The sequence below is a fragment of the Streptomyces sp. NPDC053673 genome (genome assembly GCF_055585225.1).
The window spans coordinates 70,467-83,111 of the sequence record NZ_JBVJKN010000024.1 but is presented as its reverse complement, the minus strand read 5'-3'; the positions used below and the strand labels follow the sequence as shown (position 1 = coordinate 83,111).

The 12,645-nt window shown below is 70.7% G+C and carries 8 protein-coding genes; 6 read left to right on the top strand and 2 right to left on the bottom strand.

What is annotated here, in order from left to right; all coding sequences use genetic code 11:
- Positions 1-61 precede the first annotated feature (61 nt).
- The 6 genes from ACZ6ZQ_RS28230 (at position 62) to ACZ6ZQ_RS28205 (ending at position 9,876) form a co-directional block, all read left to right on the top strand.
- Complete coding sequence (locus tag ACZ6ZQ_RS28230) at positions 62-1,195, top strand: M20 family metallopeptidase (RefSeq protein ID WP_469771317.1); 1,134 nt, start codon at positions 62-64, stop codon at positions 1,193-1,195.
- Between the two features lie 126 nt (positions 1,196-1,321).
- Positions 1,322-2,566 carry a hypothetical protein gene (locus ACZ6ZQ_RS28225; protein ID WP_469771316.1) on the top strand — a complete coding sequence of 415 codons (1,245 nt, stop codon included), beginning with the start codon at positions 1,322-1,324 and terminating at the stop codon, positions 2,564-2,566.
- Positions 2,567-2,771: 205 nt separating this feature from the next.
- Positions 2,772-4,424 carry a serine/threonine-protein kinase gene (locus tag ACZ6ZQ_RS28220; protein ID WP_469771315.1) on the top strand — a complete coding sequence of 551 codons (1,653 nt, stop codon included), beginning with the start codon at positions 2,772-2,774 and terminating at the stop codon, positions 4,422-4,424.
- 24 nt (positions 4,425-4,448) lie between these two features.
- Positions 4,449-6,263 carry a serine/threonine-protein kinase gene (locus tag ACZ6ZQ_RS28215; protein ID WP_469771314.1) on the top strand — a complete coding sequence of 605 codons (1,815 nt, stop codon included), beginning with the start codon at positions 4,449-4,451 and terminating at the stop codon, positions 6,261-6,263.
- 103 nt (positions 6,264-6,366) lie between these two features.
- A complete protein-coding gene (locus ACZ6ZQ_RS28210; RefSeq protein ID WP_469771313.1) occupies positions 6,367-7,992 on the top strand; it encodes a succinic semialdehyde dehydrogenase in 1,626 nt (541 codons plus the stop codon).
- A gap of 39 nt (positions 7,993-8,031) precedes the next feature.
- Positions 8,032-9,876 carry a GMC oxidoreductase gene (locus ACZ6ZQ_RS28205; RefSeq protein ID WP_469771312.1) on the top strand — a complete coding sequence of 615 codons (1,845 nt, stop codon included), beginning with the start codon at positions 8,032-8,034 and terminating at the stop codon, positions 9,874-9,876.
- Positions 9,877-9,911: 35 nt separating this feature from the next.
- Here the strand turns inward: ACZ6ZQ_RS28205 and ACZ6ZQ_RS28200 are convergent, their stop codons facing one another.
- Together ACZ6ZQ_RS28200 and ACZ6ZQ_RS28195 are read right to left on the bottom strand one after the other, a co-directional pair.
- Positions 9,912-11,531 (bottom strand): IS200/IS605 family accessory protein TnpB-related protein, encoded by a 1,620-nt coding sequence (locus ACZ6ZQ_RS28200; protein ID WP_469771311.1) that lies wholly within the window; start codon positions 11,529-11,531, stop codon positions 9,912-9,914.
- A gap of 151 nt (positions 11,532-11,682) precedes the next feature.
- On the bottom strand, positions 11,683-12,645 hold a 963-nt coding region (locus ACZ6ZQ_RS28195; protein ID WP_469771310.1), incomplete at its 5' end, for an LAETG motif-containing sortase-dependent surface protein.

Here is a 12,645-nt window from a genome sequence, read left to right as displayed (position 1 = left end):
CTCCTCCCCTCCTCCGGTACCGCCCGCGTCGGCGCGCGGCCCCGCCCCCCGGGAGGCGGCCGTGGACGAGGCACGGCTGGTCTCCCTGGCCCGCCGGCTGGTGCGGACCCGCAGCGACAACCCCCTCACCACGGAACAGGCCGTGGTCGGTGTCCTGGCCGAGATGCTCGCGGACTCGGCGGACGAGGTCCGGGTCACCGAGACGGTGCCTTCGCGCCCGAACCTGCTCGCGCGGTACGGCCCCTGCGACGGCTCGAGGCCCACGCTCCTGCTGACCGCCGCCACCGACACCGTCCCGGCCGAAGCCACCCAGTGGCGACAGCCGCCCTTCGACGCGGTCGTGACCGGCGGCGAACTGTGGGGGCGCGGATCGGCGGACATGAAGGGCGGTATCGCCGCCGCGGTCGAAGCCGCGATCGCCCACCATGCGGCGGGGCGGCCGGGTCGCCGGGACCTCCTTCTCGCGTTCACCGCCGACGGCGAACGCGGGGGGCGGGCCGGCTGGCAAGCGCTCGCCGACACGGTGCGACTGCCGCCGCTGGAGGGCGCGGTGGTCCTTGCACCGACTTCCCTGGTGCCACACCGCATGGAGCGAGGCGTGGCCTGGCTGGGTATCGACCTGGAGGGGCGTGAAGCCCCGGCCGGACGCGCGGAGGAGGGCGTGTCCGCAGTACTCGCGTCCTGCCGTCTCGCCGAACTGCTGCCGGCGGCCGCGGCGGCCCGGTTCGCCGGCGGCCCGACGGGCGGTTCGGTCACCGCGACTCTGGGCCGGATCACGGGGGGCACCCGCGTGAACGCCGTTCCCGGGACCTGCCGGACGGAGTGGGACCTGCGCCTTCCGCCCGGTGGCCCCGAGGTGACCGAGGAGGCCGTACGCCGTCTGGTGGCCGACTGCGTAGCCGAGGACATCACCTGCCGCAGCGAACTGCTGATGACCTCGGCGGCATCCGAGAGCCCGGTGACACCGCTGTGGGACCGGCTGGTCGCCGCCTGCCGCTCCGAGGGGGCGTCCGGTGATCCCGATCCGGTCTACCCCGGGCCGACCGACGCCCGTACCCTGCGCCGTCGGTTCGCCGTCCCCACCTATGTCTGCGGACCCGGGGAGCAGCGGCTCGCCCACGGCGTCGACGAACGCGTTCCGGTCTCCCAGCTGCGTGCCGCCGCCGAGATGTGTCTGAGCCTGCTGCGGGGGTGAGCCGCTGCCGGAGCGGACCGCTGCCGGACGTCACATCCGGTCCGGCCCGCACGACGAGCCGACTCCCCAACCACACGACCCCACATGACCTGCACCGCGCAGGGGGATTGAAGGAGTGAGCCAGCAATGCACGCTTCCACGGCCGGCGTTGAGCCGGCAGCCGCACACGTCACCAGGCACCTTGTACTGGGGGACATCTCGCGGCAGTACCAGGTGGCCGGGAGCAAGAACACTCCCCTCGTCGCCGCAGAACTCGCCCCTGAGCCCGGCGGGGCGCACCGGGCCACCGAGCACCTGCGTCCCTCGGACACCGCCGCCCGGAGCATCCTGGTGCTGGACGGCAGCGGGGAGCAGGCGCCCGCGGACCCTGCCGAGCCGGTGTGGGCGGGCCTCGGCCCGGGAACCGCACTCACCGCCCCGGCGAGCGGCGCGACGGTGACCTCCCTGGAGAAGTACGAACTGGCCTGCCTGGCCCCGCTCATGCTGCTGCGTACGCACAGCACCGGCTCCGGGCAGCTCACCGAGGTCATGATGTGCTCGCGGGTGCGCTCCTCCGGCGTGCTCTTCGTCCGGGTGGCCCGATTCGCGCACGCCCCCGGCACGGCCCTGTCCGACCTGGTCGCCGAGGCGCTCACCTACTCCTCGCGGCTGGCCGGCGCCGTCCTCTTCGAAGGCAGCGCCTTCGAAGTCCTCGAACCGGAGATCGAGATCGAGCAGAAGGTCGATCTCCTCGACGAGGTCAGCATCTGGGAACTGGCCCAGGCCATGTGCGCGGCGGCCGAGGAGGGCCAGTACCCCGGGTTCTTCCTCGACCCCGGGTACGAGCTCACCCGCTGGCAGTACGCGCAGGAGACCTTCGAGGTGCTCAGCCCGCGTGAGCAGGCAGGCTACTTCGGCTTCACGAAGATGCCCGACGGCCGCTATCTGATGAAGATCAAGAAGTTTGAACAGGACGCGCTCAGGCGGGGGGAGACCTTCCGGCTGAACCTGGACATCCCGGACGACGACCTCGAGGCGTTCCTGGCCCGTGAATACCCCGCGTACTCCTTCCACCGCCTGCCCTCACTGGTCAGGGCGCGTTTCGACGTCAATCTGGAGTCCGCGGAGACCGGGCACTGCTTCAGCATCGAGATCGACGACGTCACGGTGGCGGGGGGGTACAAGCTGCGCCAGGCCGAGATCGAGTACCTCAAGACACGTGTGCACGAGGGCGCGGACCACGCTCTGCTGGACTCGGAGCTGGACCGGCTCACGGACCTGGTCGAGGAGCACCTGAAGCGGCTGGGCGTCCGGGCAGAGCGCAGCCTGCTGTCCAAACTGACGTTCCTGAAGGGGTGCGAGAAGCAGGCCGCCACCAGCGGCGGATCCTGAACACGTCCCACGCCCTACGGCCCCTGCTCCACGGCCCCTGCTCCACCGCCGCGAGTGCCGCCCGCGGCCGTCCGGTCGGGCAGGGGCCGGCAGGTGTTCTGTCCCGGGAGGTTGTGGACACCCGGGCCCGGTGAACTCTGTCACGGCTCTGCATCGCTCAACCCCGTAAGTGGCAACGTCAAACGCTCTTCGCCAGGATGTGCACATGACGAACGACGGGGGACGGGCGAACGAGCCCACCAGCTACGCAATCCGGCCGCCTCAGGTGCCCACGCCCGCCGGGCCGCAGGTACCGACGCAGGGCAGCCCCACCCCGGTACCGACACAGGTCAGCGCGGCACCGGCGCCCGCCGCCGACCCCGGCAGGGGACGGCTCATCGGCGGCCGTTACCGCCTCGTCTCCCGTCTCGGCCACGGCGGCATGGGGACGGTCTGGCGGGCGCACGACGAGGTCGTGGACCGGGACGTGGCGGTCAAGGAGCCGCGCGTACCGGAGCATCTGGGCGACCGTGAGCGCGAGAACGTGTATCTGCGCATGCAGCGGGAAGCCCGCGCCGCGGCCCGTATCGACCATCCGTCCGTCGTCACCATGCACGACGTCGTGATGGAGGACGGCAAGCCGTGGATCGTGATGGAGCTGGTGCGCGGCCAGTCCCTCGGCGACCGGCTGCAGGAGGGCACGCTCGACGTACGGGAGGCGGCCAGGATCGGACTCGCGGTCCTCGGCGCGCTGTCGGCGGCGCACGAGGCGGGCGTCCTCCACCGCGACGTGAAGCCCGACAACGTGCTGCTGGGCCGCGGCGACCGGGTCGTGCTCACCGACTTCGGCATCGCGCAGGTCGAGGGCGAGCAGGGGCTGACCGAGACCGGCGCGTTCGTCGGTTCGCCCGAGTACATCGCGCCCGAGCGGGTGCTGGGCCAGCGGCCGGGACCGGAGTCGGACCTGTGGTCGCTGGGTGTGGTGCTGTACGCGGCGGTCGAGGGCGTGTCCCCGTACCGGCGTTCGCACACGCCCGCCACGCTCCAGGCCGTGCTCTCGGCGGAGCCGCAGGTACCGGCGCGCGGGTCCGGGGCGTTCGGCACGCTGGTGATGCAGCTGCTGCGCAAGGACCCGGCGGCCCGGCCGGACGCCGCCGAGATCCGGGCGACGCTGGAGTCGGTGGCGCGTCCGCCGCAGCCGTCGGCCGACCCGACCCGCGTCCACGGCGGCGTGGCCGCCCAGGGCACGGGCTCCCGCTGGGTGCCGCCGGTGCTGCAGCGCAACCGTCCGGCGCAGTTCGGACTCCTCGGCGGAGTGCTCGCGGTGGCGCTCGCCCTCGCCCTGGTGATCGTCGATCCGTTCGGCGGCGACGAACTCCCGGCGGGGTGGAAGGTCCGTCCGGAGAGCGAGATCCTGGCCGCGGACGTCGCCGTACCGGAGGAGTACGAACGCTCCGAGTTCGACGGCGGCTTCGCCGTCGACTACCGCGACCCGAGTGGTGTCTTCGCGATCTATCTGGAGCGGATGCAGATCTCGAAGGACAACGCGGACGAGGTCCTCGAACCGAAGAAGGAGGTGTGGGACGCCTGGTACTCGAAGGGCGGCAAGAACGGTACGGAGATCAAGGACGCCGACGTCGAGTCCAAGGACGTCACCCACCAGGAGAAGAAGGCCTTCGAGACGACCGTCGACTTCATCACCTACGGGGACACCAACGAGGACCCCATCCGCTACCGCTGGCACGAGCTGGTCGTGCCGGGCAAGGACAAGGTGCACTGGCGGCTGCGGGTGCAGATGCCGGCGGAGGGCGCGGCGCGGCAGGACGGTGAGGAGATCTTCGCGAACGTCGTGAAGCATCTCAAGATCCAGGGTCTGTGACCCGTTGGCCGGATCGGGGGAGCGGTGGGGGACGCGACGGAGCCCGGGCGGCTCATCGGCGGGCGCTACCGGCTGACCGGACGGCTCGGCTCCGGCGGCATGGCCACGGTGTGGCAGGCCCGCGACGAAGTCGTCGGCCGCGACTGCGCGGTGAAGGAGCCGCGGCTGCCCGGCGACCGGGACGACCCGTCCCGGCAGCGGCTGTACGAGCGGCTCCGCCGTGAGGCGCGGGCCGCAGCGACGGTCGAGCACCCGGCGGCGGTCGTCGTCCACGACGTGGTCGTCGAGGACGGAATCCCGTACATCGTCATGGAGTTGATCCGCGGCGAGTCGTTGCACGAGCGGCTGCGGCGCGGGGCGCTCCCGGCGCCCGAGACCGCCCGGATCGGGCTGGCGGTCGCGGGCGCGCTGGGCGCGGCGCACGCGCAAGGCATCGTGCACCGCGATGTGAAGCCCGCGAACGTGCTGCTCGGCGCCCACGAGCGGGTCGTCCTCACCGACTTCGGGATCGCCCGCATCCAGGGCGAGGAACCGCTCACCGTCAGCGGGGAGTTCGTCGGCTCGCTCGAGTTCATCGCCCCGGAGCGGATGTCGGGCGCGCCGGCCGCTCCGGCGTCGGACCTGTGGTCGCTGGGGGTCCTGCTGTACGCGGCGGTGGAGGGCTGGTCGCCGTTCCGCCGTACGACCCTGGAGTCCACCCTCGCCGCGATCCTCTCGGCCGATCCGCCCGAGCCGGTGCAGGCCGGGCCGCTGCGCCCACTGATCGTCCGCCTGCTGGCGAAGGACCCGTCCCTGCGGCCGGGAGCGGAGGAGGTCATGGCGGAGCTCACCTCCGTGGCCACGACCCGGGCCGACTCGGCAACGGCCGCGCTCCGCATCCCGCGCCACGACCCGGCGGCCGGGCCCGCCGGGCGCGTCCCGTCCCGGCCGGGCCCGGACGGCGACAGCGGCCCTGCGGTGGCCGCCCGGCCGCCTGCGCCCGCAGGGCCGGGCACCGCCGGGTCCGGAGCAGATGCCGCACACGGCCCTGGCCGTCCCGGCTCCGCGGTCGGGCCGGACGCCGAGTCGGGGCGTGCGGACGCGGACGCACCCGGGCGCGGTGGCGCACGTCGCCGACGCGCCCGGCTCTGCGCCGCGGTCGCAGGCGCCGGCGCGCTCGCCATCGTCGGTGGCGTGGCCGCATGGTTCGTGGCGGACAAGACGGATGAGGCTGATGAGCAGGGACACGACCGGACGCGGCCCCCGGCGTCCGCCTCCGCCCCCGCGCGCAGCGGCACGTCCGGGGCGATGCCCACCCCCGACGCCTGGCGCTGGCGCCCCTATCTTGAGTCGCGGCTCGACGCGGAGATCTCGGTGCCCGCCTCGTACCGGCGCGAGCTCGTCACCTCGGAGGCGGAGCTCGCGCAGGACAAAGAGATCACATTCGAGGAGCGCGGAAACCCCTCCTGGATCGAGCTGAAACGCGCGGACGCCGAGACCGGCACCCCCGTCGCCTGGGCCGGCCGCGAGCTGACGTGGCTGAAGGACGGTGGTGCGCGCGGCGGCAGCTTCACCGCGGCCAACGCGAAGGGCACCGTCGTGCCCACCAACCTCGACGGCATGGACGCCGCTCTCCTCGACGTCACGTACGACGCCCAGGAGGGCGACACGGGCCGCACGGTCCGGCGCATGGCCCTCTACGTCCTCACCGACCAGGACGAGCGGTACACCGTCCTCGTCGAGATGCCCAAGGGCGGCAAGGAAGAGGCCGAAGGCATCGACCTCTTCAAGGGCGTACGGGACCGCGTCAAACTCGGAAAAGTGGCGACGGGAACGTCGGATACGGCCACAAGCCCCTGATCAGGGCTTATCTGCCAGTGATCGCTGGCGCGATGTGAGGACCTGGCGAAAAGCTGTTACCGACGGGTACCCAAAGTCTTGATTGCGTCATACTCTCGCCCCCATGACGGACTCGCAGGCCCCCGCCGCCCAGCACACCGGCCCCCTCGGCACCAACCCCACCGCCGCCGCCCCAGGCGCGCGCACCGCCGCCGATGTGGTCACGCCCGAGGTGGTCGCCCAGCTCACCCGTGGAGTCGTCGGCTCCGGCCGTACCGCCAACCACTCCCCCTTCACCGCGGAGAAGCTGGCCGACCTGCCCGAGTCCACCCCCGAGGACGTCGCGGAGGCCTTCGCCCGTGCCCGCGCCGCCCAGCCCGCCTGGGCCGCCACCTCCCCCCGCGCCCGCGCCGCCGTACTGCTCCGCTTCCACGACCTGATCCTGGAGCGCCAGGCCGAAGTCCTCGACCTGATCCAGCTGGAGACCGGCAAGGCCCGCCTCCACGCCCACGAAGAGGTCCTGGCCGTCGCCGTCGCCTCCCGCCACTACGGCCGCAAGGCCCCGGCCTACCTCGGTCCCAAGCGGCACACCGGCGTCGTCCCCGTCCTCACCAGGACCACCGAACTGCGCCAGCCGCGCGGCGTCGTCGGCCAGATCGCCCCCTGGAACTACCCCCTGGAGCTGTCCGTCGGCGATGCCCTGCCCGCCTTCGTCTCCGGCAACGCGGTCGTCATGAAGCCAGACACCGAGACCGCGCTGACCGCACTCTGGGCCCGTGACCTGCTCATCGAGGCCGGGCTGCCGGCCGGAGTGTTCCAGGTCGTCCTCGGTGAGGGCCCGGTCGTCGGCCCCGAGGTCGTCAAGCACGCCGACTACGTCTCGTTCACCGGCTCCACCCGCACCGGCCGCGAGGTCGCCCAGGGCGCCGCCGCCCGTCTCATCGGCGTCTCCCTCGAACTCGGCGGCAAGAACGCCATGCTGGTGCTCCACGACGCCGACATCGACAAGGCGGCGGCCGGTGCCGTCCGCGCCTGCTTCTCCTCCGCCGGCCAGCTCTGCATCTCCATCGAACGGCTCTACGTGCACGAGTCCGTCGCCGACGCGTTCGTGGAGCGATTCGCGGCCCGCACGAAGGCCATGCGCCTCGGCAACTCCCTCGCGTACGGCGCCGACATGGGCTCCCTCGTCGGCGAGCGCCAGCTGGAGACCGTCAAGCGCCATGTCGAGGAGGCCGTGGCCAAGGGCGCGACCCTGGTGGCGGGCGGAGTGCACCGCTCCGACATCGGCCCGTACTTCTACGAGCCGACCATCCTCGACGGCGTCGAGGCGCCGATGGCCGTCTGCACCGAGGAGACCTTCGGCCCGGTCGTCGCCATCTACCGCTTCAAGGACGAGGACGACGTCATCGAGCAGGCCAACGCCACCCCGTACGGCCTCAACTCCAGCGTCTGGACCAAGGACGGCAGGCGCGGCCACGCCGTCGCCGCCCGCCTGCGCACCGGCACCGTCAACATCAACGAGGGGTACGCGCCCGCGTACGGCAGCGTGCAGTCTCCGATGGGCGGCATGAAGGACTCCGGTCTGAGCCGACGGCACGGCTCCGAGGGCATCCTCAAGTACACCGAGGCCCAGACCGTCGCCCAGCAGCGGCTGATCCCGCTCGCCCCGTCCTTCGGCATGGACGACGAGAAGTACGCGGCCTTCATGAGCATGTCGCTGAAGGCGATGAAGGCCCTGCGCCTGCGCTAACAAGACCCGGTACCCGCACGTTTTTTGACGAGGAGAGCCATGCCCGAGGACTTCCCTGCCCAAAAACAGGGCGAGAGTGTCGCGGAATCCGCCTACGACTACGACGTCATCGTCGTCGGATCGGGCTTCGGCGGCTCGGTCTCGGCCCTGCGTCTCACCGAGAAGGGCTACCGCGTAGGCGTCCTGGAGGCGGGCCGCCGCTTCACCCGCGAGACGCTGCCCAAGAACTCCTGGGACCTGCGCAACTACCTCTGGGCCCCGGCCCTCGGCCTCTTCGGCATCCAGCGCATCCATCTGCTCGGCAACGTGATGGTGCTGGCGGGCGCGGGCGTCGGCGGCGGGTCACTGAACTACGCCAACACGCTCTACGTACCGCCCGCGCCGTTCTTCAACGACCCGCAGTGGAAGGACATCACGGACTGGGAGGGGGAGCTGAAGCCGTACTACGACCAGGCGCGGCGCATGCTCGGGGTCCGCCTCAACCCGACCATGACCCCGTCCGACGTCCACCTGAAGGCGACCGCCCAGGCGATGGGCGTCGGCGACACCTTCCACATGGCTCCGGTGGGTGTCTTCTTCGGCGACGGGCGAGACGCCGTAGGCGAGGACGAGGCCGGCGAGGACGGGGTGGGCAAGGCGAAGGCCAAGCCCGGCGCGGAGGTCCCCGACCCGTACTTCGGCGGGGCCGGTCCGTCCCGCCGCGCCTGCACCGAGTGCGGCGAATGCATGACGGGCTGCCGCCACGGCGCGAAGAACACCCTCAACGAGAACTACCTCTACCTCGCCGAGAAGGCGGGCGCGGTCATCCACCCGATGACGTCCGTCGTCGCCGTCACCGAGAACTCGCGCGGCGGCTTCGCCGTCAAGACGCTCCCCAGCGACAACAAGCGCAAGGGCAAGGGGCGTACGTTCACGGCCCAGCGCGTCATCATCGCCGCCGGTACCTACGGCACCCAGACCCTGCTCCACCGGATGAAGGACACCGGGCTGCTGCCGCGCATCTCCGGACGCCTGGGCGAGCTGACCCGCACCAACTCCGAGGCGATCGTGGGCGCGCAGACCGACAATCGCCGCTACCGCAAGCGGCACGGAGAGGAGAAGGTCGACTTCACGCGCGGCGTCGCGATCACGTCCTCGATCCACCCCGACGCCAACACCCACATCGAGCCGGTCCGCTACGGCAAGGGCTCCAACGCCATGGGCGGCATGACCGTTCTCCAGGTGCCCTACAGCGCGACGCACCGGGTCGCGGCCTGGGCCGGCAACATGATCAAGCACCCCTGGCTCGCCGTCCGTGCACTGTCCAACCGCCGCTGGTCGGAACGGACCATCATCGGCCTGGTCATGCAGTCACTGGACAACTCGCTGACGACGTACCGCAAGCCCAAGGGCCTCGGCAAGGGGCTGCTCACCGCCCGCCAGGGCCACGGCGCCCCCAACCCCAAGCAGATTCCCGAGGCCACCCGTGCCGCCTCGATCCTGGCCGAGGAGATCAACGGCTTCGCCGGCTCCAACGTCGGTGAACTGATGGGCACCCCGCTCACCGCCCACTTCCTGGGCGGCTGCCCGATCGGCGCCTCCGCGGAGTCGGGCGTCCTCGACCCGTACCACCGCCTCTTCGGCCACCCGGGCATCTCGGTCGTCGACGGAGCGGCGGTCTCCGCGAACCTCGGCGTGAACCCGTCCCTCACGATCACGGCCCAGGCCGAGCGGGCGATGTCCTTCTGGCCCAACAAGGGCGACACGGACCCCCGCCCGGAGCAGGGCGGCTCGTACGAACGCCTCTCCCCGGTCGCCCCGAAGTCCCCGGCGGTCCCGGCGGACGCGTTCGGCGCGCTGAACCTGCCGTTCCTGGGGATTCCGGCGGTCCCGCCGAAGAAGTAGTTCCAGGCAACAGAAGAGCGCTGCACCGTTCCTTGTCAGTGAACCTGCTTGAGGGCAGGTTCACTGCGCTCGCCCCGAACGGTCCTGGACGAACTGGTCTCCCGCGTTCGCATCCCGGGCGGCGACGCAGCTCGTGGCCGCGGTCCTGTCCCGGGCGGGCGAGGTCCCTCGCACCAAGAGCTTCGAGGCGGGGCCTGGGCATCCCGATGCCCCGCGTCATCACTCTGGTGACGCGGGGGCGGTGGTGTCCGACGCCTCGCCCCAAAACCCAGGGCGCGCCTTCCGACAACGATGCTCGCGGCTTCGTGCCGGGTGGTCTTCGGCGCGGGGCTGCTCGTCGGCTTCTGCCAGAAGCGGGCCCCGTCGATGCTCGTGTAGGCGGGATCGACGGCAATGACCGAGACCCCTTGTTCGGCAGCCATCGCGACGAGCCGGGCGCGATGCCGTGTGTTGGGGAACTGGGAGATCAACCGCCGGAATCGCTTGTTCCGACCGAACCGCTCGCGGGACTTCGACTCGGTGAAGTCGAGATCCTCAATGAAGATCGTGCCTGCCCCACACACCTTGGCCCAGCGCAGCAGTCGCGTGAGAGCATGCCGAATCTGGGCATCCCGATGCGAGGCGGTACCGGAGAGGTCGAAGCGAATCGTCCTGGGGCGGCCGATCGGATTGCCGTGCCGGTCGAGTCGCCAGGCGGCGTAGTGGTCGTCGTTCACATCCACCCCGATGCCGCCACTGGCTCTGGCAGCCACCATGCTCGGCTGCCGGATCGGAGCGGGCTGCCAACTGGCCGTTACATACCAGCGGGACCGCTGAACGTCGTAATGGATGGTGTAGGCAACGGCGGCGTTACCAGCTATTCGGTCGGCCCACTCAACCGCACGGTGATTGAATGCGACGGAGCTTCTGAAGACGTAACGCCCGTTGCGTTCGTTGGCCAAATGCGCCAATGGCGCAGGAAGCTTGATCGAGACGACGCCTTCAAGGGTGACTCGGATCGTCTGATTGCCGAAGAGCTTCCCCGACTCGCCGTCCGCATGCAGGAACATTCGGGATGCTTCCCACCGCTCCCGCCACTGAGCCTCAGACATTCCGGCATTCTCGATGTGATGCCGCCCGTTCATGACGTTTCTGCCGCCGCGCACGATATGTACACGCCCAACCGCGTATTCCTCGGCCAACGTGGCGCGGTTGGCTCTGAGCATGGCCAGACGCCGCGACTTGCCGAACCACTCGCGCTTGGACCGGTATCCGCCGGCCTTCCGGTGCTTGCCCTTCGATCCGATGGGCAAAGCGAGCCGCGCCTCAATGCTGCTGATGGTGGCTTCGAGCTCCGCAAGCCTGGCCGCCTGCGCCCGGCGAGCCAACGCCCACTGAACATGCGTGGCCTTGGTCAAGGAACCGGCCCACCGGGAGGAGGACAGCGACGTCAGCTCCCGCTTCCGGACCGTCCATGACGCGGCTTCCTGGTTCAGCCCAGCGCGGCAGCGCAGAGCGAGATCGCGCCCGGCCAGCGATCCGAGATAAGCGCCGACCTGTCGCAAAACGGCGGCGTCGGCCTCAGTGACCCGCAGTCGGGTACGGACACTGGTCGCAGAAGGGCGCGGTACAACGAACGGCTCGGCGAGCCTGCGTCGCTGCGGCGGCTTGCCCACCAGCCCTCCCGGATCTCACGCATGACGTTGATGTGCGACGAACACATCAACGAACCGGGGCTGTCGAGGAAACGGCCAACCGCAAATCAGCGAGGGCTGCACCCCCCTCCGAGTGCAGCCCTCGCTTGCTTTGCGTGCTCTACGAGCGGTGTTACGCGGTGGCGTCGCTCTTGCGGCGCTTCATCGCGAAGACGACACCGGCACCGGCGACGATGGCGATGCCACCGGCGATCCCGATGGTCGGGAGCATCGAGGAGGAACCGGTCTCGGCGAGGTTGCCGGTGACGGGGATCTCCTCGGCGCCGCCCTGCGGCTTGACGTCCTTCGGCTTGTCACCGTTCGGCTTGGCCTCGTCGACGTCGCCCGGCTCGCTGCCCGACTTCAGAACGTCGAACTCGTAGAACTCGCCGTTCTCGTAGCAGGTCTCGTCCTTGTCGTAACCACCGACAGCGAGGGCGAGGCTCTTGCCGGCCGGGGCGGCCTTGTCGATGCGCAGACGCATCTTGATCGAGCGCTTCTCGTCCTTCTTCAGGTCGATGACGTCGAAGAAGAGACCGTTGTTGGCGCCCGAGAGGTTACCGCCGCTGGTCCACTTGCCGTCGGTGCCCTTGTACTCGAAGTGCGCGTACTTCTCGATCAGCTGGTTCTCGTCACTGATCAGCTCGTCCTCGTAGGAGGCGAAGGTGAAGAGGTAGAAGTCCTTGATCTCGGACTTGCTGTTGTTCTTGACGTCGAGGCTGAAGGTCTTCCAGTCCCCGCCCGCGACGATCTTGTTCGGGAAGCCGGAGAGCTTGACGTCGACCTGAGCGATCTCGCACTCGCCCTCGTCGGCGTCCTCGTCGTCCTCGCCCGGCTCCTCCTCGTCGCCGCCGGTGGTGGCACCCGTGGTGCCGTTTCCGCCGGTGGTGCCGGTCGTGGCGTCGCCGCCCGTGGTGGCCTCGCCGCCGGTGGTGCCGGTGGTGGCCTCGCCGCCCGTGGTGGCCTCGCCGCCGGTGGTGCCGGTGGTGGCCTCGCCGCCGGTGGTGCCGTCGGTGGAGCCCGTCGTGCCGGTGGTCGCGTCGCCACCCGTGGTGCCGTCGGTGGAGCCCGTCGTGCCGGTGGTCGCGTCGCCACC